At 59.6% G+C, this 24,428-nt stretch carries 7 protein-coding genes and 6 rRNA genes; 4 read left to right on the forward strand and 9 right to left on the reverse strand.

What is annotated here, in order from left to right:
• Positions 1-53 precede the first annotated feature (53 nt).
• The 4 genes from CLAM6_RS17035 to CLAM6_RS17050 all read right to left on the reverse strand — a co-directional run bounded on the left by CLAM6_RS17035 (position 54) and on the right by CLAM6_RS17050 (position 8,114).
• The gene (locus tag CLAM6_RS17035; protein WP_153636688.1) at positions 54-3,011 is read right to left on the reverse strand and encodes a DUF2339 domain-containing protein; all 2,958 of its coding nucleotides are present in this window, start codon (positions 3,009-3,011) and stop codon (positions 54-56) included.
• A gap of 180 nt (positions 3,012-3,191) precedes the next feature.
• Positions 3,192-3,307, reverse strand: a 5S ribosomal RNA gene (gene rrf / locus CLAM6_RS17040).
• Between the two features lie 137 nt (positions 3,308-3,444).
• Positions 3,445-6,331: ribosomal RNA gene (locus CLAM6_RS17045) — 23S ribosomal RNA — on the reverse strand.
• Positions 6,332-6,573: 242 nt separating this feature from the next.
• Positions 6,574-8,114 (reverse strand): 16S ribosomal RNA (locus tag CLAM6_RS17050).
• 304 nt (positions 8,115-8,418) lie between these two features.
• On the opposite strand from CLAM6_RS17050, the gene CLAM6_RS17055 reads away from it, so the two are divergent.
• Entirely contained in the window at positions 8,419-8,724 is a 306-nt protein-coding gene (locus tag CLAM6_RS17055) for a hypothetical protein (protein WP_153636689.1), read from the forward strand.
• A 363-nt stretch (positions 8,725-9,087) separates the two neighbouring features.
• Here the strand turns inward: CLAM6_RS17055 and rrf (CLAM6_RS17060) are convergent.
• The 5 genes from rrf (CLAM6_RS17060) to CLAM6_RS17080 all read right to left on the reverse strand — a co-directional run bounded on the left by rrf (CLAM6_RS17060) (position 9,088) and on the right by CLAM6_RS17080 (position 19,216).
• Positions 9,088-9,203 (reverse strand): 5S ribosomal RNA (gene rrf / locus CLAM6_RS17060).
• Between the two features lie 137 nt (positions 9,204-9,340).
• Positions 9,341-12,227: ribosomal RNA gene (locus CLAM6_RS17065) — 23S ribosomal RNA — on the reverse strand.
• Positions 12,228-12,469: 242 nt separating this feature from the next.
• Positions 12,470-14,010 (reverse strand): 16S ribosomal RNA (locus CLAM6_RS17070).
• The 16S, 23S and 5S rRNA genes sit together here, the layout of an rRNA operon.
• A gap of 449 nt (positions 14,011-14,459) precedes the next feature.
• The gene (locus CLAM6_RS17075) at positions 14,460-17,447 is read right to left on the reverse strand and encodes an FAD-binding and (Fe-S)-binding domain-containing protein (protein WP_242007710.1); all 2,988 of its coding nucleotides are present in this window, start codon (positions 17,445-17,447) and stop codon (positions 14,460-14,462) included.
• Positions 17,448-17,509: 62 nt separating this feature from the next.
• Complete coding sequence (locus CLAM6_RS17080) at positions 17,510-19,216, reverse strand: L-lactate permease (protein ID WP_153636690.1); 1,707 nt, start codon at positions 19,214-19,216, stop codon at positions 17,510-17,512.
• A gap of 426 nt (positions 19,217-19,642) precedes the next feature.
• On the opposite strand from CLAM6_RS17080, the gene CLAM6_RS17085 reads away from it, so the two are divergent.
• From CLAM6_RS17085 to CLAM6_RS17095, 3 genes are all read left to right on the forward strand, one after another.
• Positions 19,643-20,413: an FCD domain-containing protein gene (locus CLAM6_RS17085; RefSeq protein ID WP_054556318.1), complete on the forward strand. Its 771-nt coding sequence runs from the start codon at positions 19,643-19,645 to the stop codon at positions 20,411-20,413.
• 83 nt (positions 20,414-20,496) lie between these two features.
• A complete protein-coding gene (locus tag CLAM6_RS17090; RefSeq protein WP_153636691.1) occupies positions 20,497-22,896 on the forward strand; it encodes an ATP-binding protein in 2,400 nt (799 codons plus the stop codon).
• Complete coding sequence (locus tag CLAM6_RS17095) at positions 22,893-24,428, forward strand: sigma-54-dependent transcriptional regulator (RefSeq protein ID WP_242007711.1); 1,536 nt, start codon at positions 22,893-22,895, stop codon at positions 24,426-24,428. The genes CLAM6_RS17090 and CLAM6_RS17095 overlap by 4 nt, the downstream gene beginning before the upstream one ends.

Raw genomic sequence — 24,428 nt, forward strand, 5'->3', positions numbered from 1 at the left:
GGATTCATGGGCTTGCGAGCCAAGAACAACGACCAAAGATAACGCTCTTTTCGTCAATTCCGCTCCCCGGCACGCATTCCCGCCCCCGCCAGGCGATTGAACAAGGCGGAAAGCAGCATCAGGACACTGCCCAGCCCCAGCCATGAACCTACTCGCCACAGTCCCTCAAGGGTGGCGGTATCCCATACCCCCACCTTGATCACGGTGAGGATCAGGATGCCCTGGCCGATACGCTGCCAGTGCTGCTGCCCCACCTTGGCGCCACTCACGACCAGCGCCGCCGCGACGACCAGCATCAGCACACTGTAGGCATATAGCTCCGCCTGCTCGATGCCCTGCCATAGCCCCAGCTCAGCACCATGCCAGCAGTGACGCAAGTTGAGCGCCAACCACAATCCTGCTGACAGCAGGCCGAGCACCTCGCTCAGCCCGCGCATTTGTGAGCGTGTCGCGGCACTTCCCGCATCCCATGCGCGTCTGGATGTCATGCGCCAGAGCATTGCGGCGCCGAGTGCAGGCAGGCCGTATGCCGGCAGAAGCCAATTGACCAGCGGCCAGCTCCCGACATCCGCCGGGTGCCAGAGCGGATTGAAGATGCCCAGCACGCCGACACTCCAGAGGACCACGGCCGCTCCCCCGACCACCAGCGCCAACACGCGATACAGCTGCGTCCCTGCCCACGCCTCAGCACCGTCGCCACGAGCACGCCAGGCATAGCTTGCCGCCACCCCAGCCAGCGCCAATACCTGCAGGGAAAGCTCCGCCAGGGTGAGGCTGCCCTCGAAGGGCTTTCCACCGGTCAACACATAGCGGATTTCCATCACCACCGTCGCGACGGCAAGCTGGACAACGGCACCTTCCAGCCAGCGCTGTGTCCGCGGGCGGTGGCGCATGCCGAGACTGGTCATGGCAACACAGGCCAATACCGGCAGCAGTATCTGCAGTGGCCAGTGCGCGATATCGGCATAGTCGTCATGCGCCATGCCATACATCAAGCGAGCCACGACACCCCACGCCAGCAAGCGTGACAGCTCAGCAAACACGGAGCGCGCCGCGGTATGCCCCTCGCGATACCAGCGCCATTCACAAGCGGTCAAACCCAACAGCTGCAGCGCCAGCGCCAGGGTCAGCGATGGCCCCTCCAGCACTGCCACCAGGGCAAGGAATATCCCGGCCTGCGCCGGCAACCACAGTCCTGCGGCAAGCTGAGCGCCTTCACGCGCCTGGAAGCGCATGGCACCTGCCCAGCACACCAGCCCCCAGATCAATGGCGGCAGCCCTGTGTTGACCAGTTCTGTGTTGATCAGCCTCCCTGCATCGCTCGCCTCGGCCGCCCATGGCATGACGTCCTGCCAGAGGGCAAGAGCCCACGCCAGCAGCGGCACCATGGTCGCCAATGCCCACCAACAGGCTGCAAGCGGCCTCTCTGCTCTTTCACCCGCATCATGACGCGGTCGCCAACGCGCCAGCGATAACAGGCCGACACTCAGTATCAGCGGGCTGATCATCGCGCTGCTCGACAGCGGTGCCGTCAAAGCAAGCCCCCACACCAGCAACCAGAGTCCGTTGCCAGCAACCACCATCGACCACAGCACCGCATGGCGGCGACTAGACCAGGCAATCACCAGCATCGGCATGAGGCTAGCCAGCCACCCCCGATGCCACAGGGACACACCGGAGCCGGCCATATCGGAAGGCGCCACCAATGAGTCAAAGGAGACGCCATGCACGAGACTGCCCAGCCAGGGCAGCCAGAGTCCCAGCACGACGCTCACTGAGACAAGGCCTCCGGCGAGCCAGTGCCGACGCAGCTCAAGAGATGCGCGCCAGGGCAACCAGGTCGCAAGTGAGGCCTTCGCCTGTCGCTCATCCTTATCTGCGGCGCCCGTGGATGGCTCCCACACCCGCTCCCACAGATACCCCAACGCCAGCACGGCCAGCCAGACACCACCCACCCAGGGCAACAGTCCCACCAACAGTGTCGTGCCAGAGGAGATACCGAAGGGCATCAACAGCAACCACCAGGTGAGCGCTCCCACCAGGCCGCCCCAATACAGCCAGCTCACCGCGACCTGCCGGTACAGCACACGACACGCTGCCGCGATCACACCCGCATACCCCAGCAACAGCAAGGTCGAGGCTTCCTGCCACTGCTGGTGAATGGGCAGCGCCAAGGGCAGAGCATATCCGCCCAACATGCCCAATGCTGCCAGCCACGGCCCATGGTGCCGCGCACGCTCCAGCATCCACAGGCTCAAGGCTGCCAGCAGTACGAAGGTGACCGGCATGGACACCAGCGAAAGCAGAAAGTGACCAGCCAGCAGGCTCGCCGCGAGCACCAGACTGCCGGCACCGCTGACGGCGCCGGTCAAACTCGATGACTGGGACGTACGCAGTCTCAGCCACTCGGCCAATACCGTCATGCTCAGGCCGAACCCGAGTCCCAGCGCCAGCCGTACCCCCGGCCCCAGCAAGCCCTGCTCAAGGGAGTAGCCAACGAGCAGGATGCCTGCCATCACCAGAGACAAGGCACCCACAAGAATCATCCAGTGCTCCTGAAGGACCGTCAGCAGACGTGACATGCCCCCCGGTAGCACCTCTGATGCCTTGCTTGCAGCATCTGCGCCCTGCCCCTTCTCGACGAAACGACTGGAGGCAGCGCCATGCAACAAGCGCTGAAGTAGCCGGTAGGACAGTGAGTGGCCGCCACTGGATGATGCAGTGGTCCGCGAGTCGCTGATCGATGGCGTTGCACCGGATGCTGCCAGCCCCTCCCGGGGCGGCACTTCGCCAGGCGATTTGTCCACACCCCCTTCTTGCAAGGGGGTGTGCATAACCGGAGCGCCATGAGCAGGAAGCTCGCGAGCAAGCCTGGCCTCCATATCGCGCAGTCGCTGCTCCAGCGCCTTGATGCGCAGCATGCTGAGCCACCCCATCAAGGAACCACCCAGTACCAGCAACGCCATCATGACGCCCACCAACATCAGCTCATCCATCGCCCAGCCCGTCATCGAAGAGTCGTGTTCAGAGACTACGGCATTTTGCCTGGCGCCTCATGCTGTCAGTCTCTCAGCACCGTATTTGCACATTGGACGCAAAAAGCCCGACTCCTGGGGGAGCCGGGCTTTCTTTTCCTGCGCACAAAGAGAACCGCCCCTGCAGCAAGGCTACAGGGGCGGTTCGGGATAAGTGCCTGACGATGACCTACTCTCACATGGAGAAACTCCACACTACCATCGGCGCTAAGCGGTTTCACTTCCGAGTTCGGCATGGGATCGGGTGGTTCACGCTCGCTATGGTCGTCAGGCGAAACGGTGGCATCTTGCGATGCCTGAGTCTCAAGGTTTGTGGCCTCGTGACTCGCAATATGAATCATGCTGACCGATATGTCTCGATCCTGTCGCAATCCCGGCGGTTTGCCTAAGCAAACCCCTTGGGTGTTATATGGTCAAGCCTCACGGGCAATTAGTACTGGTTAGCTCAACACATTGCTGTGCTTCCACACCCAGCCTATCAACCTTGTAGTCTTCAAGGGCCCTTCAGGAGGCGCAAGGCCTCAGGGAAGTCTCATCTTGAAGGGGGCTTCCCGCTTAGATGCTTTCAGCGGTTATCCCTTCCGAACGTAGCTACCGGGCAATGCCATTGGCATGACAACCCGAACACCAGAGGTTCGTCCACTCCGGTCCTCTCGTACTAGGAGCAGCTCTTCTCAAACTTCCGACGCCCACGGCAGATAGGGACCGAACTGTCTCACGACGTTCTAAACCCAGCTCGCGTACCACTTTAAATGGCGAACAGCCATACCCTTGGGACCGACTTCAGCCCCAGGATGTGATGAGCCGACATCGAGGTGCCAAACACCGCCGTCGATGTGAACTCTTGGGCGGTATCAGCCTGTTATCCCCGGAGTACCTTTTATCCGTTGAGCGATGGCCCTTCCATACAGAACCACCGGATCACTAGAACCTACTTTCGTACCTGCTCGACGTGTCTGTCTCGCAGTCAAGCACCCTTATGCTCTTGCACTCAATGCACGATTTCCAACCGTGCTGAGGGTACCTTCGTGCTCCTCCGTTACTCTTTAGGAGGAGACCGCCCCAGTCAAACTACCCACCATACACTGTCCTCGATCCGGATAACGGACCTGAGTTAGAACGCCAATGATGTCAGGCTGGTATTTCAAGGTTGGCTCCACCGCATCTGGCGACGCGGTTTCAAAGCCTCCCAGCTATCCTACACAGACAACATCAGCATCCAGTGTAAAGCTATAGTAAAGGTTCACGGGGTCTTTCCGTCTAGCCGCGGGTACACAGCATCTTCACTGCGATTTCAATTTCACTGAGTCTCGGGTGGAGACAGCGTGGCCATCATTACGCCATTCGTGCAGGTCGGAACTTACCCGACAAGGAATTTCGCTACCTTAGGACCGTTATAGTTACGGCCGCCGTTTACCGGGGCTTCGATCAAGAGCTTCGCGTGAGCTAACCCCATCAATTAACCTTCCGGCACCGGGCAGGCGTCACACCCTATACGTCCGCTTGCGCGTTTGCAGAGTGCTGTGTTTTTAATAAACAGTTGCAGCCACCTGGTATCTTCGACCGGTAAGAGCTTACGGAGCAAGTCCTTCACTCGAACCGGTGCACCTTCTCCCGAAGTTACGGTGCCATTTTGCCTAGTTCCTTCACCCGAGTTCTCTCAAGCGCCTTGGTATTCTCTACCTGACCACCTGTGTCGGTTTGGGGTACGGTCGCATGTGATCTGAAGCTTAGAGGCTTTTCCTGGAAGCGTGGCATCGATGACTTCCTGACCGTGGTCAGTTCGTCTCGCATCTCGACCTCAGAGGAACCGGATTTGCCTGATTCCTCGGCCTACATGCTTTCACCAGGACAACCAACGCCTGGCTCACCTAGCCTTCTTCGTCCCCCCATCGCAACCACATCCGGTACGGGAATATTAACCCGTTTCCCATCGACTACGCGTTTCCGCCTCGCCTTAGGGGCCGACTCACTCTGCTCCGATTAACGTAGAACAGAAAACCTTGGTCTTCCGGCGGGGGAGTTTTTCACTCCCCTTATCGTTACTCATGTCAGCATTCGCACTCGTGATACCTCCAGCAGACTTCTCAATCCACCTTCATTGGCTTACACGACGCTCCTCTACCGCTCATCCATAAGGATGAACCCGTAGCTTCGGTACCTGATTTAGCCCCGTTATATCTTCCGCGCAGGCCGACTCGACTAGTGAGCTATTACGCTTTCTTTAAAGGATGGCTGCTTCTAAGCCAACCTCCTAGCTGTCTGAGCCTTCCCACATCGTTTCCCACTTAATCAGGATTTTGGGACCTTAGCTGACGGTCTGGGTTGTTTCCCTTTTCACAACGGACGTTAGCACCCGCTGTGTGTCTCCCACGCTGCACTCACTGGTATTCGGAGTTTGCCTCGGGTTGGTAAGTCGGGATGACCCCCTAGCCGAAACAGTGCTCTACCCCCAGCGGTGATACGTGAGGCGCTACCTAAATAGCTTTCGAGGAGAACCAGCTATCTCCGGGCTTGATTAGCCTTTCACTCCGATCCACAGCTCATCCCAGCATTTTTCAACATACTTGGGTTCGGGCCTCCAATTGATGTTACTCAATCTTCACCCTGGCCATGGATAGATCGCCCGGTTTCGGGTCTATACCCTGCGACTGGTCGCCCAGTTAAGACTCGGTTTCCCTACGCCTCCCCTATACGGTTAAGCTCGCCACAGAATATAAGTCGCTGACCCATTATACAAAAGGTACGCGGTCACACCACGAAGGTGCTCCCACTGCTTGTACGCATACGGTTTCAGGATCTATTTCACTCCCCTCGCCGGGGTTCTTTTCGCCTTTCCCTCACGGTACTGGTTCACTATCGGTCAGCCAGGAGTATTTAGCCTTGGAGGATGGTCCCCCCATGTTCAGTCAAGGTTTCTCGTGCCCCGACCTACTCGATTTCACGTGACTCAGACTTCGACTACGGGACTATCACCCTGTATCGTCAAGCTTCCCAGCTTGTTCGTCTGTCAGTTGTCACGCTTAAGGGCTGGTCCCCGTTCGCTCGCCGCTACTTGGGGAATCTCGGTTGATTTCTTTTCCTCCGGGTACTTAGATGTTTCAGTTCCCCGGGTTTGCCTCTATAGGTTATGTATTGGCCTATAGATACTCACCTGATGGTGAGTGGGTTTCCCCATTCGGAAATCGTTGGGTCGCAGGGTATTTGCCACCTCGCCAACGCTTATCGCAGGCTATCACGTCCTTCATCGCCTCTGGCTGCCAAGGCATCCACCGTATGCGCTTAATCGCTTGACCATATAACCCCAAGGGGTCTGTCAAGGATTACGAATCTGTCGGACCTCTCCGACATATCGTTTGATAGACATGCGCTTGGCGCACATATCTATCGTCAGCATGATTCACATTGTTAAAGAGCGGCTGTTCAGAGAACAGTGAGAAGCGCGCTCTGATGAGCACGCTTGCCACTGCCGGCTAAGCCAGCAATAAGATCAGGTAATTCGTTGTGAGCACTTGCCGCGAGCAGTAGACAGTGTCGATAAGGAGGTGATCCAGCCCCAGGTTCCCCTAGGGCTACCTTGTTACGACTTCACCCCAGTCATGAACCACACCGTGGTGATCGCCCTCCCGAAGGTTAGGCTAACCACTTCTGGTGCAGTCCACTCCCATGGTGTGACGGGCGGTGTGTACAAGGCCCGGGAACGTATTCACCGTGGCATTCTGATCCACGATTACTAGCGATTCCGACTTCATGGAGTCGAGTTGCAGACTCCAATCCGGACTGAGGCAAGCTTTATGGGATTGGCTCCACTTCGCAGTATTGCAACCCTTTGTACTTGCCATTGTAGCACGTGTGTAGCCCTACCCGTAAGGGCCATGATGACTTGACGTCGTCCCCACCTTCCTCCGGTTTGTCACCGGCAGTCTCCTTAGAGTTCCCGACATTACTCGCTGGCAAATAAGGATAGGGGTTGCGCTCGTTACGGGACTTAACCCAACATTTCACAACACGAGCTGACGACAGCCATGCAGCACCTGTCTCAGAGTTCCCGAAGGCACCAATCCATCTCTGGAAAGTCCTCTGGATGTCAAGGGTAGGTAAGGTTCTTCGCGTTGCATCGAATTAAACCACATGCTCCACCGCTTGTGCGGGCCCCCGTCAATTCATTTGAGTTTTAACCTTGCGGCCGTACTCCCCAGGCGGTCAACTTATTGCGTTAGCTGCGCCACTAAGTCCTCAAGGGACCCAACGGCTAGTTGACATCGTTTACGGCGTGGACTACCAGGGTATCTAATCCTGTTTGCTACCCACGCTTTCGCACCTCAGTGTCAGTGTCAGTCCAGAAGGCCGCCTTCGCCACTGGTATTCCTCCCGATCTCTACGCATTTCACCGCTACACCGGGAATTCTACCTTCCTCTCCTGCACTCTAGCCAAGCAGTTCCAGATGCCGTTCCCAGGTTGAGCCCGGGGCTTTCACACCTGGCTGACTTAGCCACCTACGCGCGCTTTACGCCCAGTAATTCCGATTAACGCTTGCACCCTCCGTATTACCGCGGCTGCTGGCACGGAGTTAGCCGGTGCTTCTTCTGCGAGTGATGTCTTTCCTCGAGAGTATTAGTCCCAAGGCGTTCTTCCTCGCTGAAAGTGCTTTACAACCCGAAGGCCTTCTTCACACACGCGGCATGGCTGGATCAGGCTTTCGCCCATTGTCCAATATTCCCCACTGCTGCCTCCCGTAGGAGTCTGGGCCGTGTCTCAGTCCCAGTGTGGCTGATCATCCTCTCAGACCAGCTACGGATCGTCGCCTTGGTGAGCCATTACCTCACCAACAAGCTAATCCGACATGGGCTCATCCGATAGCGCAAGGTCCGAAGATCCCCTGCTTTCTCCCGTAGGACGTATGCGGTATTAGCCTGAGTTTCCCCAGGTTGTCCCCCACTATCGGGCAGATTCCCATGCATTACTCACCCGTCCGCCGCTCGACGCCTCCTAGCAAGCTAGGATCGTTTCCGCTCGACTTGCATGTGTTAAGCCTGCCGCCAGCGTTCAATCTGAGCCATGATCAAACTCTTCAGTTGAAAGCTTGATAGTCTGTTAAGCAGACCAAACTTGGTTCAGAGTCAAACTTCTCGTGAGAGGCTTGCTCCGATATTTGGTGACCTTGTCACCACTCATCGGCAAGCGCTCACACGAATTACCTGATCAAATTTTTAAAGAGCGTCGCTGTTAAGCGAGGAGGCATATTCTACCCGGAACGCTTGAGAAGTCAAGCACTTGATGATGAGTCAGTCGACTGCCTCTAAGCATCATCAAGCGGTGAGGAGCGTTGCTCGATCACCTGTTCCGTAAGGAGTGCGGCGTATTCTAGCGAATCGCCCGGGATTGTCAATCGATGAATTCGAAGCGGACTTCAAAAACATCAAGCAAAACAATCACCTGCAAACCTCTTTCACCGCTGGTAACGCCATGCGTCCCCGGCAGCGGATGCGTACTTTACGCACGAACCGCCGTGAGGGCAAGGGCTTTTTGAAGATCAGGCCAGATTTCGCCTTCACACCCCTGATTCTGGCACCTGGAGCAATCCAGCCAGCCGATCTCTGGCAACAAGACTCGTCTTTAGCACCCTTTTCTTCACCTGGCGGCGCACGCAAAAAACCCAGTCTTGCGCCCAGAAAATATCCCGAATGACGCCACTCCCGGCCCAGACATGATGGAAATGAGCATCCCTCTGATGAACTCCGACGCTGACAGGTTCATGCGAGTTGCTTCTAGCCGCACAAAAATACGCCCCCACAGCAAAAGCTGCAGGGGCGATGCTTGGCAAAACCAGGGATAAAGAAAGAGCGCACATCATTTTCCATCAATGGCAGAACCATCACAGCACGATGATGAGCCAAAGACTTTCTTCTTGCGCAGCTTGGGAGGGCTTTTCTCTCGCACCACTCTTCCATGCACGTCTTTCTGCTCACGGCTTTTCCTTTGCGCCAAGTTTTCCTGCGCACAAAGAGAACCGCCCCTGCAGCAAGGCTACAGGGGCGGTTCGGGATAAGTGCCTGACGATGACCTACTCTCACATGGAGAAACTCCACACTACCATCGGCGCTAAGCGGTTTCACTTCCGAGTTCGGCATGGGATCGGGTGGTTCACGCTCGCTATGGTCGTCAGGCGAAACGGTGGCATCTTGCGATGCCTGAGTCTCAAGGTTTGTGGCCTCGTGACTCGCAATATGAATCATGCTGACCGATATGTCTCGATCCTGTCGCAATCCCGGCGGTTTGCCTAAGCAAACCCCTTGGGTGTTATATGGTCAAGCCTCACGGGCAATTAGTACTGGTTAGCTCAACACATTGCTGTGCTTCCACACCCAGCCTATCAACCTTGTAGTCTTCAAGGGCCCTTCAGGAGGCGCAAGGCCTCAGGGAAGTCTCATCTTGAAGGGGGCTTCCCGCTTAGATGCTTTCAGCGGTTATCCCTTCCGAACGTAGCTACCGGGCAATGCCATTGGCATGACAACCCGAACACCAGAGGTTCGTCCACTCCGGTCCTCTCGTACTAGGAGCAGCTCTTCTCAAACTTCCGACGCCCACGGCAGATAGGGACCGAACTGTCTCACGACGTTCTAAACCCAGCTCGCGTACCACTTTAAATGGCGAACAGCCATACCCTTGGGACCGACTTCAGCCCCAGGATGTGATGAGCCGACATCGAGGTGCCAAACACCGCCGTCGATGTGAACTCTTGGGCGGTATCAGCCTGTTATCCCCGGAGTACCTTTTATCCGTTGAGCGATGGCCCTTCCATACAGAACCACCGGATCACTAGAACCTACTTTCGTACCTGCTCGACGTGTCTGTCTCGCAGTCAAGCACCCTTATGCTCTTGCACTCAATGCACGATTTCCAACCGTGCTGAGGGTACCTTCGTGCTCCTCCGTTACTCTTTAGGAGGAGACCGCCCCAGTCAAACTACCCACCATACACTGTCCTCGATCCGGATAACGGACCTGAGTTAGAACGCCAATGATGTCAGGCTGGTATTTCAAGGTTGGCTCCACCGCATCTGGCGACGCGGTTTCAAAGCCTCCCAGCTATCCTACACAGACAACATCAGCATCCAGTGTAAAGCTATAGTAAAGGTTCACGGGGTCTTTCCGTCTAGCCGCGGGTACACAGCATCTTCACTGCGATTTCAATTTCACTGAGTCTCGGGTGGAGACAGCGTGGCCATCATTACGCCATTCGTGCAGGTCGGAACTTACCCGACAAGGAATTTCGCTACCTTAGGACCGTTATAGTTACGGCCGCCGTTTACCGGGGCTTCGATCAAGAGCTTCGCGTGAGCTAACCCCATCAATTAACCTTCCGGCACCGGGCAGGCGTCACACCCTATACGTCCGCTTGCGCGTTTGCAGAGTGCTGTGTTTTTAATAAACAGTTGCAGCCACCTGGTATCTTCGACCGGTAAGAGCTTACGGAGCAAGTCCTTCACTCGAACCGGTGCACCTTCTCCCGAAGTTACGGTGCCATTTTGCCTAGTTCCTTCACCCGAGTTCTCTCAAGCGCCTTGGTATTCTCTACCTGACCACCTGTGTCGGTTTGGGGTACGGTCGCATGTGATCTGAAGCTTAGAGGCTTTTCCTGGAAGCGTGGCATCGATGACTTCCTGACCGTGGTCAGTTCGTCTCGCATCTCGACCTCAGAGGAACCGGATTTGCCTGATTCCTCGGCCTACATGCTTTCACCAGGACAACCAACGCCTGGCTCACCTAGCCTTCTTCGTCCCCCCATCGCAACCACATCCGGTACGGGAATATTAACCCGTTTCCCATCGACTACGCGTTTCCGCCTCGCCTTAGGGGCCGACTCACTCTGCTCCGATTAACGTAGAACAGAAAACCTTGGTCTTCCGGCGGGGGAGTTTTTCACTCCCCTTATCGTTACTCATGTCAGCATTCGCACTCGTGATACCTCCAGCAGACTTCTCAATCCACCTTCATTGGCTTACACGACGCTCCTCTACCGCTCATCCATAAGGATGAACCCGTAGCTTCGGTACCTGATTTAGCCCCGTTATATCTTCCGCGCAGGCCGACTCGACTAGTGAGCTATTACGCTTTCTTTAAAGGATGGCTGCTTCTAAGCCAACCTCCTAGCTGTCTGAGCCTTCCCACATCGTTTCCCACTTAATCAGGATTTTGGGACCTTAGCTGACGGTCTGGGTTGTTTCCCTTTTCACAACGGACGTTAGCACCCGCTGTGTGTCTCCCACGCTGCACTCACTGGTATTCGGAGTTTGCCTCGGGTTGGTAAGTCGGGATGACCCCCTAGCCGAAACAGTGCTCTACCCCCAGCGGTGATACGTGAGGCGCTACCTAAATAGCTTTCGAGGAGAACCAGCTATCTCCGGGCTTGATTAGCCTTTCACTCCGATCCACAGCTCATCCCAGCATTTTTCAACATACTTGGGTTCGGGCCTCCAATTGATGTTACTCAATCTTCACCCTGGCCATGGATAGATCGCCCGGTTTCGGGTCTATACCCTGCGACTGGTCGCCCAGTTAAGACTCGGTTTCCCTACGCCTCCCCTATACGGTTAAGCTCGCCACAGAATATAAGTCGCTGACCCATTATACAAAAGGTACGCGGTCACACCACGAAGGTGCTCCCACTGCTTGTACGCATACGGTTTCAGGATCTATTTCACTCCCCTCGCCGGGGTTCTTTTCGCCTTTCCCTCACGGTACTGGTTCACTATCGGTCAGCCAGGAGTATTTAGCCTTGGAGGATGGTCCCCCCATGTTCAGTCAAGGTTTCTCGTGCCCCGACCTACTCGATTTCACGTGACTCAGACTTCGACTACGGGACTATCACCCTGTATCGTCAAGCTTCCCAGCTTGTTCGTCTGTCAGTTGTCACGCTTAAGGGCTGGTCCCCGTTCGCTCGCCGCTACTTGGGGAATCTCGGTTGATTTCTTTTCCTCCGGGTACTTAGATGTTTCAGTTCCCCGGGTTTGCCTCTATAGGTTATGTATTGGCCTATAGATACTCACCTGATGGTGAGTGGGTTTCCCCATTCGGAAATCGTTGGGTCGCAGGGTATTTGCCACCTCGCCAACGCTTATCGCAGGCTATCACGTCCTTCATCGCCTCTGGCTGCCAAGGCATCCACCGTATGCGCTTAATCGCTTGACCATATAACCCCAAGGGGTCTGTCAAGGATTACGAATCTGTCGGACCTCTCCGACATATCGTTTGATAGACATGCGCTTGGCGCACATATCTATCGTCAGCATGATTCACATTGTTAAAGAGCGGCTGTTCAGAGAACAGTGAGAAGCGCGCTCTGATGAGCACGCTTGCCACTGCCGGCTAAGCCAGCAATAAGATCAGGTAATTCGTTGTGAGCACTTGCCGCGAGCAGTAGACAGTGTCGATAAGGAGGTGATCCAGCCCCAGGTTCCCCTAGGGCTACCTTGTTACGACTTCACCCCAGTCATGAACCACACCGTGGTGATCGCCCTCCCGAAGGTTAGGCTAACCACTTCTGGTGCAGTCCACTCCCATGGTGTGACGGGCGGTGTGTACAAGGCCCGGGAACGTATTCACCGTGGCATTCTGATCCACGATTACTAGCGATTCCGACTTCATGGAGTCGAGTTGCAGACTCCAATCCGGACTGAGGCAAGCTTTATGGGATTGGCTCCACTTCGCAGTATTGCAACCCTTTGTACTTGCCATTGTAGCACGTGTGTAGCCCTACCCGTAAGGGCCATGATGACTTGACGTCGTCCCCACCTTCCTCCGGTTTGTCACCGGCAGTCTCCTTAGAGTTCCCGACATTACTCGCTGGCAAATAAGGATAGGGGTTGCGCTCGTTACGGGACTTAACCCAACATTTCACAACACGAGCTGACGACAGCCATGCAGCACCTGTCTCAGAGTTCCCGAAGGCACCAATCCATCTCTGGAAAGTCCTCTGGATGTCAAGGGTAGGTAAGGTTCTTCGCGTTGCATCGAATTAAACCACATGCTCCACCGCTTGTGCGGGCCCCCGTCAATTCATTTGAGTTTTAACCTTGCGGCCGTACTCCCCAGGCGGTCAACTTATTGCGTTAGCTGCGCCACTAAGTCCTCAAGGGACCCAACGGCTAGTTGACATCGTTTACGGCGTGGACTACCAGGGTATCTAATCCTGTTTGCTACCCACGCTTTCGCACCTCAGTGTCAGTGTCAGTCCAGAAGGCCGCCTTCGCCACTGGTATTCCTCCCGATCTCTACGCATTTCACCGCTACACCGGGAATTCTACCTTCCTCTCCTGCACTCTAGCCAAGCAGTTCCAGATGCCGTTCCCAGGTTGAGCCCGGGGCTTTCACACCTGGCTGACTTAGCCACCTACGCGCGCTTTACGCCCAGTAATTCCGATTAACGCTTGCACCCTCCGTATTACCGCGGCTGCTGGCACGGAGTTAGCCGGTGCTTCTTCTGCGAGTGATGTCTTTCCTCGAGAGTATTAGTCCCAAGGCGTTCTTCCTCGCTGAAAGTGCTTTACAACCCGAAGGCCTTCTTCACACACGCGGCATGGCTGGATCAGGCTTTCGCCCATTGTCCAATATTCCCCACTGCTGCCTCCCGTAGGAGTCTGGGCCGTGTCTCAGTCCCAGTGTGGCTGATCATCCTCTCAGACCAGCTACGGATCGTCGCCTTGGTGAGCCATTACCTCACCAACAAGCTAATCCGACATGGGCTCATCCGATAGCGCAAGGTCCGAAGATCCCCTGCTTTCTCCCGTAGGACGTATGCGGTATTAGCCTGAGTTTCCCCAGGTTGTCCCCCACTATCGGGCAGATTCCCATGCATTACTCACCCGTCCGCCGCTCGACGCCTCCTAGCAAGCTAGGATCGTTTCCGCTCGACTTGCATGTGTTAAGCCTGCCGCCAGCGTTCAATCTGAGCCATGATCAAACTCTTCAGTTGAAAGCTTGATAGTCTGTTAAGCAGACCAAACTTGGTTCAGAGTCAAACTTCTCGTGAGAGGCTTGCTCCGATATTTGGTGACCTTGTCACCACTCATCGGCAAGCGCTCACACGAATTACCTGATCAAATTTTTAAAGAGCGTCGCTGTTAAGCGAGGAGGCATATTCTACCCGGAACGCTTGAGAAGTCAAGCACTTGATGATGAGTCAGTCGACTGCCTCTAAGCATCATCAAGCGGTGAGGAGCGTTGCTCGATCACCTGTTCCGTAAGGAGTGCGGCGTATTCTAGCGAATCGCCCGGTATTGTCAATCGATGATGTCGAAGTGGACTTCAAAAACATCAAGCAAAACAATCACCTGCAAACCTTTTTCACCGCTGGTAACGCCATGCGTCCCCGGCAGCGGATGCGTACTTTACGCACGAACCGCCGTGAGGGCAAGGGCTTTTTCAAGAGATTGTCATCAGGGTGTCATGCATGTCGAACACCTCCCATCGCCTTGGTGCCGATGCTCTATCGACCAGACCGAGAATCGATTGATAGCTGAGCCCGGAGTGCTCACTCAGCCCTATCTCGCAGGTGCGCGAGTTGGAAACCCCGTAGTCGCAATCGGCCACTACCTCCTTCAGTCCCTTCAATGCCGAGGCATTGAGCTCCGGTGTACTGAAGCCCTTGTCGCCGGCGAAGCCGCAGCAGGTGATCTCTTCCGGCACGACGACTTCACTGGCGCACTGCCGCGCCAGCGCCACGAACTGCTCTGCCAGCCCCATGCGGACACTGGAGCAGGTGACATGCACCGCGACTCTCGCCTTGAGCGGTGTGATCGAGAGATAGGGCAATAGATAGTCGAGCACCAGCTGCACCGGCTCGACCAGAGTCAGCGACACCTCGAGATGCTCGCGCGCATAGGCCAGAGCCTGTGCCAGGCACGGACTGGTATCACAGAAGATCGGCAGCCGTCCGCCGTCACTCGCCTCCACCAGCGCCGTTGCCAACTCGGCGGCCTTGGCATCTCCCGCCTCGAACTGCCCCTTGGACTGGAAGGCCATGCCACAGCACAGCGCCTCCACCCCTTTCGGCAGCACGACCTCGAAGCCTGCCTTGTCCATCAAGGCCAGCGCCATCTCGGTGACACTGCGCGGATCGCGATCAGCAGCAGCGACCCCGAAGACACGCGTGGCGCAGGACGGGAAGTAGACGACATGCCCATTGGGCGCTGCACTGCGCCCCAGTGGCTGTGCGAGATGCTTGAGATAATCACGTGGAGCGGCGGCCGGCATGCTGGGAGTCCATTGCTGCACCCTGTCGCCGGACAACTTGCGAGCAGCCTGGGTCAGGCGACGCATGTTGCGCGTGCCGACGACACCATGCAGCCCATCCGCCAGCCTGAGCACGCCACGCATGCCGCTGGTGACACGTGTGAAGTGCTCACCGGCCCAATGCGCCACCTTCATCTTGCCTGGATGATCGGCACCGGCGTTCTCCTCATGACGCAGCCCCCGGATCAGATCACCGGTATTGATACCGACCGGACACTGAGTCGCGCACAGGCCATCGCCCGCACAGGTCTCCATGCCCTGATAGGCGTATTCCTTCCTGAGCACTGCCAGCTGGTCGCGCTGTGCATCATCCGGTGCCTCGAGCGCAGCCAGGCGTGCGATCTCCCGACGGATGACGATGCGCTGGCGCGGCGTCAGGCTCAGGTTCTTCGACGGGCAGACCGATTCACAGAAACCGCACTCGATGCAGCGGTCCACCAGCGGGTCCGCCGCTGGCAATGGCTTGAGGTTTTCCAGATGCAGGCGAGTATTGCGCGTCAGGATCACTTCCGGATTGAGCAGGTTGTCCGGATCAAAGGCCTCCTTGATACGCCACATCAGGGCATAGGCATCCTTGCCCCACTCAAGCTCTACATAAGGCGCCATGTTGCGACCGGTGCCATGCTCGGCCTTGAGCGAGCCACCATATTCCTGCCCCACCAGCTGCGCGACGTCATCCATCAGCGCCTGATAGCGCGCCACCTCGCCTTCGCGCTCGAAGCCCTGCGGGAAGACAAAGTGAAGATTGCCCTCCAGCGCGTGGCCAAACAGGATCGCCTGGGAGTAACCATGCCGCTGGAAGACCTCCGTCAGCGCACCGACGCCTTCCGCCAGCCGCTCGATGGGGAAGGCGACATCCTCGATGATCACGGTGGTCCCCAGGTCACGCACTGCGCCGACCGCCGGAAACAGCCCCTTGCGGATCTTCCAGTACAGCGCATAACGCTGCGCATCCTGAGTGAAGGCCCACGACTCGCAGGTCTCGATGCCTTCCAGCACGCGGGCAACCTCGGCCATGCGCGCCTCCAGCTCCTGATGATGCGCGCCCCGCACATCCACCAGCAGCGCGACCGCCTCTTCCGGCAGGGTGCGCAGCACGTCCGGCATGCCCGGTGCATCCTCGACAGAGCGCAGCGCCGCGCGATCCATCAGCTCCACCGCCGCGACCGGCGCCGTCTTCAGCAGCATGGTGGCGCGACAGGCCGCATCGATGTTCGGGTAGTACACCAGCGCCGCCGCCTTGTGCGGCTCCTCGATCACGGTGCGATAGGTAATGGAGGCGATGAAGCCCAGCGTGCCTTCCGAACCGATCATCAGATGCTTGAGGATCTCGAGACCATCGGCATAGTCGACCAGCGCATTGAGGCTATAGCCGGTGGTGTTCTTGAGCCGATACTTGTGGCGGATGCGCTCGGCTAGCTCAGGGTCGGCGCGCACACTGGCCGCCATACGTTCCAGCTCCGCCAGCAGACCACCATGACTGGCGCGAAAGGCCTGCACGCTCTCCGGCGACGCCGTATCCAGGCAGGTGCCATCGGCGAGAATGACGCGCAGGTCCTCGACGGTGCGATAACTGTTGTGTGCCGTACCGCAGCACATGCCGGACGCATTGTTGGCCGCGATGCCGCCGATCATGCAGCTGTTGATCGAAGCCGGGTCCGGGCCGATCTTGCGCCCGAAGGGGGCCAGCAGCTGATTGGCACGCGCCCCGATCACCCCCGGCTGCAGGCAGATGCGACTGCCCTGCTCCAGCACCTGCGCCCCTCGCCACTCACCACCCAGCTGGATGAGCACCGAATCCGTCAGCGCCTGACCGGACAGCGACGTCCCTGCCGCACGGAAGGTCACCGGCAACTTGCGCGCCCGGCACTCGCGCAACACATGCCCCAGCTCCTGCTCGTCATGCACCCGCACCACCAGCTGCGGCACCAGCCGATAGAAGCTGGCATCCGTGCCGTAGGCCAGGGTGCGCAGCGGATCATGGATCAGGCGCTCACCGGGAATGTGCTGTGCCAACGCCTCGCGCAGAGCGTCATAGGCAGCGGCACGCGCCTGGGGAGAGGCATGCCCGCCCATGGCAGGGTGAGCAGTGGAGTCAGGGGCAGCAGCGGCGGTCATGGCCAGTCTCTTTATCAGTCAGTCAGGATGTCTTTCAGGGTATCAGTCAACACGGATCACGCTTACGGCAGCAGCGGATCACTCAGACCCACCAGGTGGAACGCCAACATGCCCAGCACGCCGGAGGCCAATAGATAGTAGGCGGTCGGAATCGCCGTCATGCGCAGGGTACGACCCTCACGCCCCAGCAGACCGACGGTCGCCGAGGCCGCCACGACGTTGTGGATAGCGATCATGTTGCCGGCCGCGGCCCCGACCGCCTGCAGCGCTACCATCAGCGCTCCCGACAGCCCGAGCTGGGCGGCGACATTGAACTGGAACTGGGACAGCATCATGTTGGAGACCGTATTGGAGCCGGCGATGAAGGCCCCCAACGCGCCGATGCCCGAGGCGAACAACGGGTAGGCCTGACCGAGGCTGTCAGCCACCACGTCAGCCATCACCACCGGCATGGACGCCAGGTCGTTCAGGTTGACGCCGGAGTTGATCAGGATGCGCACCATCGGAATGGTGAACACCAGCACGAAGCCGGCGCCGACCAGTGTGCGCCAGGATTCGCTGGCCGCCGCCACCAGCTGGCGAGAGGCCATGCGATGCAGCAGCAGCGTGATCAGGGCCACGAAGACCATGATGCCGCCCGGCAGATAGAGCGGCTGTATCGCGCCGGAGATACCGCTGGCACCCAGCAGGTCAGTGGCACTGAATTGCACGCTGACCAACCAGCCCTTGAAGTCACTCGATACGCGTGAGGCGACCAGCAGCAGCGCGATCAGCCCATAGGGCAACCACGCCAGCCACAGAGGCAGCGGCTTTCTGCCCGCCGCGGCGGCCTCGACGTCATCACGCTCCAGCGTCAGGTCACCCAGCCAATGCCTGGGCCACTCGGCCTCGGGCGGAAAATCCCAGCTGTCCTTCGGCAGTAGAAAACCGGCACGCGCCGCTGGCACCACGAGGATCAAGCCGACCAGAGCGCCGATCAGTGACGGGAATTCCGGGCCGAGGAAGATACCCGCCGCCACGTAGGGCAGCGTGAAGCACAGGCCGGCGAACAGCGCGAACGGCGCAATCGACAGCCCCTCGCTCCAGCTTTTCTTCGCGCCGAAGAAGCGCGTCATCATCACGGTCATGAACAACGGCATCAGCAGGCCGACGATGCCATGCACGATGGCGACCTCCGAGGTGATCAGCTGCAGGAAGGCCTCCCAGCTGGAATGGTTCGCCAGCAACTGCTCACCGAGATTGGCCTTGTCGAGGCCCGCATTCACACCGATCACGATCGGCGTGCCCACCGCCCCGAATGATACCGGCGTCGACTGGATCATCATGCCCACCATCACCGCCCCCAGCGCCGGGAAGCCGATGGCGACCAGCAACGGCGCCGCGATGGCCGCAGGCGTACCAAAGCCGGAAGCCCCCTCGATGAAGCTGCCGAACAGCCAGGCGATGATGATGGCCTGTACGCGACGGTCGGGACTGACGGTGGTGAAGGCGCCGCGGATCACCGCGATCGCCCCGGAATGCTTGAGCGTATTGAGCAGGAAGATGGCGCCGAAGATGATCCACAGCACCGAGACGGTCACCATCAGTCCCTGCAGCGTGGAGGCCAGAATGCGCGTCAGCGACATCTGCCACACGAAATAGCCGATGGCAGCGGTGACGAGAAAGACCAATGGCATGGCGCGACGCGCGGGCCATTGCAGACCGACGAGCAGGATGCCCGCCAGCAGGATAGGGGTGAAGGCCAGCAAGGCCAGCAGTGGCTCGGACATGACGGAAACTCCGCAGGCGAATTGTTGTGATTGTTGTCTGGCACGGCAGTGAAGGACTCGGGGGGTTGGCGCACCCTTGGGTCAGGCCTTCCGATAAATTGGTCATACCAATTTACCCTGCTGTGCTTCGGCATAATCTAGGCGTCGCCTCGAAAGGGGTCAAACATCATGTAGTACAAGGTATCTAGACATTGGTCAAAGCAGCTTCATTGCGTAAAATTGGTCTTACCAATTATTGATAGCACTCATCTCCCACGCGAGGCGTGGTTATCACACATATTGGTAAGACCAATGTCGGCTGTGGCGTGGAATGCCCACGGGCCACACTGATCATCGGCAGCGCCGCAAGCGCCCCTCTCTTGCATGCCGCGCTCTGGCTTTCCAGCGTTCGGCGCCGCCTTTCACCTTTGCCGCAAGGACACTTCCATGCGTTACGCCCCCGTCCGCCAACCCCGTATCGCCGATGTACTCACCGAGCGCCTCGAAAGCATGATCATCGAAGGCAGCCTGAAACCCGGCGAGCGCCTGCCACCGGAGCGCACCCTGGCCGAGCAGTTCGAGGTCTCGCGCCCCTCCGTGCGGGAGGCCATCCAGAAGCTGGCCGCGCGCGGACTGCTGACCTCACGCCAGGGCGGCGGCACCTATGTCTCTGAAGAGCTGGCGCGCGCCTGGTCGGACCCGCTCAGCGCGCTGCTGGGTCGCCACGGCGAGTTCAATCTCGACCTGCTGGAATTTCGCGATGCGCTGGAGGGCATCAGCGCCTACTACGCCGCCATGCGCTCCACACCTGCCGACAAGGCAATGCTGCGCCAGCGCTTCGAGGACCTGGAGAAGAGCTTCGAGGGACGTGACCCGGAGCGCGAGGCCGGTGCCGATGCCGCCTTCCACCTCGCCATCGCCGAGGCCGCGCACAACGTGGTGCTGCTGCACTCGATGCGCAGCCTGTTCCAGTTGCTGGAGAAGAGCATCGTGGCCAACCTGCGCCACCTGTTCGAGAAGCCGGAATCACGCCCGCGCCTGATCCAGCAGCACCGCAGCCTGTTCGAGGCGATCATGGAAGGCCGAGCCGAAGATGCGCGCAACGCCGCCCATGAGCATCTGGTATTCGTCGAGGATTCGCTGCTGGAACTGGAGCGCGCCGAGACTCGTGCCCAGCGCGCCTTGCGCCGTGCCCAGGCGGCGCCGGATGGCTCATGACGCTCAGTCATGACGCTCTGGCTGAATATGGAGTTCCGGATATGCAGTGCTTGAGATGAGGGCCTGAACATGAAGGCTTGCCGATGAAGGACACGCTCCTGCCCCAGCTGTGGCGTCTCGTACTGGCGGTCGCGCTACCGCTAGGGCTGATGCTATGCGTGTGGCAGGCGGTCTCGATGGCGCGCAGCCAGGGTCTGGAGCGCCTGGGGCATGAGGCAGACAACGAACTGCGTCTGACCGCCGCCAGTCTGCGTGGCCAGCTGAATCGCCACGCCTATCTGCCCAGACTGGTGGCAGAAAATGACCAGCTGCGCGCCTTTCTCGATCACCCAGAAGACCCCAGCGCGGAAGTGGCACTCAATCAGCGACTGGACCGCATGCGTGAGCTGGCCGGCATCTCGGACCTCTATCTGGTCGATGACACCGGCACCACCATCGCCGCCAGCAACTGGCGTTCCGCCAATACCTTCATCGGCCAGAACTATCGCTTCCGCCCCTACTGGCAAGACGCCATCAATGGCGGCGAGGGGCGCTTCTACGGGCTGGGCACCAGCTCCGGTGAGCGCGGTTACTTCTTCAGCGCTGCCGTCACCAGCCCCCAGGGTCGACGTGGCGTGGCCGTGGTCAAGGTGCAGATAGAGGCGCTGGAGGCGGCGTGGCTCGACCAGAATGCCGACATCATGGTCACTGATCCGCATGGCGTGATCTTCATCGCCAGCCAGGCGCAGCGGGTACTACGCACGCTGGAGCCACTCAGCGAGGAGACACGCAACCGGCTGCTCGACACCCAGCGCTATGCCAATCAGCGCCTGCGCCCGCTGCGTCTGCATCATCGCGAGGCGCTGCCGGAGCTGTTGGGCTCGCCCTTTGAGTCGCGCCGCGACACGACCTCCATCGAACTGTTGCAGCTGACACCGGGGGATCTCTGGCAGCACGCCTGGTTGAGCCTGTCCCAGCCACTGCCGGACATCGGCTGGCGCCTGCATGTGCTCAAGCCACTGGCACCGCTGCGCAGCGGCATCTGGCAAGCGGCCGGACTCGCGGCCGGTGGCTATGCCTTGCTGTGTCTGCTGGCGGGGCTGGGCTGGCAGCGACTGCGCATCCTGCGTGAGCGTCGCCTGTTCGCCGAGCGCGAGCGCCAGAATCTCGCCAGCAGCCAGCAACGGGTGCGCGGCATCATCGACCGCACTCAGGCTGGCCTGTGCATCCTCGATGAGCGGGTCCGGCTGGTGTATCTCAATCCGACGGCCATCGCGCTGTTCGGCTCGCCCTTGAGTACCGATGCCTCACCGGGCGACTCACCCCGCCAGCCCAGCGCCCGCGAAGGGCGTGATCTGCGCGAGCTGTTCCTGCCAGCCGAGCGCCACCTGCTGGACCGCCTGACCCAGGCCCGCTCCGTCGGCCCACTGGAAGTGCATGGCCTGCGCGAAGGTGTCGCGGTGCCACTGGAGCTTTCCTGCTCGCCGCTGCCCAGCCCCAATGGTCCGCGCTGGCTGGTCACGGTCTTCGATGTCAGCGAACGCCGTGCCCAGGCCGAACAGCTCGCCCAGGCACGCGATGCCTTCGAGCAACGTGTGGTCGAGCGCACCCGCGACCTCGCCGCCAGCAACACGCGCCTGAGTGCCGAAGTCGAGGAGCGCACCCGCGCCGAACGCGAGCTGCGCGAGACGCGCGATGAATTGATCCAGACCGCCAAGCTGGCGGTACTGGGGGAACTGGCCGCCGGCATCAATCACGAGCTCAATCAGCCATTGGCCGCCATCCGCGCCTATGCCGAGAACGCGACCGCCTTCCTCGCCCGCGCCCAGACCTCCCAGGTCGAGAGCAACCTGCGCCAGATCACCGAGCTGACCCAGCGCATGGGCGAGATCAGCGCACAGCTGCGTCAGTTCTCACGCAAGAGCGGTGACCGCCTGGAGGCCATCGATCTCACCACCAGCCTCGACTACGCCCTGCGCCTGCTGCATGCACGTTGCGAGGCTCTCGGCGTGACCCTCATTCGCGAAGCGAGTCCAAAGCTGGCCCGAGTGCGCGCCGAGCCGGTACGTCTGGAGCAGGTGTTGGTCAACCTGATCGGCAATGCACTGGATGCGCTTGCCGACATGCCCCCCGAGCGCACGGAGCCCCCCAGCATCCAGCTCAACCTGCATGAGCAAGCGGGCAGCGCCGGCAATCAGGTCGTGCTGGAAGTCCACGACAACGGCCCCGGCCTCGAGCCATCGCAACTGGTACGCGTGTTCGAACCCTTCTATACCCAGCGCGCCGACGGCCAGGGACTCGGGCTGGGGCTATCGATCAGCGCGCGTATCGTCGCCGACCTCGGCGGCACCCTCGAGGCGCATCCCTCGCCGCTGGGCGGCGCACTGTTCCGGCTGACGCTGCCGGCACTCTCGATGCACTCACTGGCGATGCCCTCACAGCCGTCGATGCCCTCACAATCCCCGATGCCACCCACCGCCAACCATTCACAGGAGCCGTCATGAGCGACGTCACGAATACCGACATGCAGGTGCTGGTGGTGGATGACGAACCGCACCTGCGCGACAGCCTGAGCCAGAGCCTGATGCTGGCCGATTACCGCACTCGCCCGCTGGCCAGTGCCGAGCAGGCACTGGCGATCCTGCGCGCCGAAGCGCCCTTCGAAGGTGTGGTGATCACGGACATTCGCATGCCGGGCATGGATGGCCTGAGCCTGCTGCACGCGGCGCATGCCGTGGATGACGAGCTGCCGGTGATCGTGATGACGGGGCATGGCGACATCGACACCGCCGTCGCGGCCATGCAGGCCGGTGCCTGGGATTTCATCGAGAAGCCCTTCGATCGCGAGCGCATGCTCGATGGCGTGCGGCGTGCGGTGGCCGCCCGCCGGTTGACGCTGGAGAACCGCTCGCTGCGCGAACAGCTGGATACCCAGCGCAACAGCGCCGGCCCCAGACTGGTCGGCAGCAGTGACATCATGCAGCGCCTGGATGCTCAGGTATCACGCCTGGCGGCGGTCGATGCCGACACCCTGCTGTATGGCGAGACCGGCGCCGGCAAGGACCGTGTCGCCCGCTGTCTGCACGAGCGCAGTCCCCGCGCCAGCAAGCCCTTCGTGGCACTCAACTGTGGCGGCATGCCGGAGACGTTGATCGAGTCGGAACTGTTCGGCCACGAGAAAGGCGCCTTCACCGGTGCCAGCGAGCGCCGTATCGGCAAGCTGGAACACGCCGACGGCGGCACCCTGTTTCTCGATGAGATCGAATCGATGCCGATGTCATTGCAGATCAAACTGTTACGGGTGCTGCAGGAGCGCAGCATCGAGCGACTCGGCAGCAATACACCACGCCCCATCGACATCCGCGTCATCGCCGCCACCAAGCGGGATCTGCGCGAAGCGGCCAGCGCCGGCGAGTTTCGCGAAGACCTCTACTACCGCCTGAACGTGGTCACGCTGTATCTGCCGCCACTGCGCGAGCATGCCGAGGATATCCTGCAGCTGTTTCGGCACTTCGCGATCCTGGCCAGCGAACGCACCAGTCTGGAAGTCCCGCCGCTGGACGCCACCACCCTGCAGGCACTGCTGGCGCATGACTGGCCGGGCAACGTGCGTGAATTGAGAAACTGTGCGGAACGCCATGTGCTGCTGGGCGGGCTGGAGGGCAACATCGGCGACAGCATGGCGGAAGGGCGACCGCTCACCGCGGGCACGAGTGGCCCGTCCGTGAACAGCACGGAAGTCGCAAGAGAGACGGACAGAGAAGGCATCACCGCCGGCACGGGCGAGCGGGATGCATCAGGAGCACCGAGGGAATCAGGCGAGCTGGGGGAACTGGAGCACAACGTGAAGGCAGCCACCCAGGCGCAATCGCTGCCGCAACGCATGGAGGCGTTCGAGGCCGCGCTGATTCGCGAAGCCCTGGCGGCCAGCAAAGGTCAGGTGGTGATGGCCTGCGAACGGCTGGGGCTGCCGCGCAAGACACTCTACGACAAGCTCAAGAAGCACGGCCTGAGTGCCGAGCCCTATCGTGCCTGA

This window comes from Cobetia sp. AM6, from assembly GCF_009617955.1.
GTDB lineage: Bacteria > Pseudomonadota > Gammaproteobacteria > Pseudomonadales > Halomonadaceae > Cobetia > Cobetia amphilecti.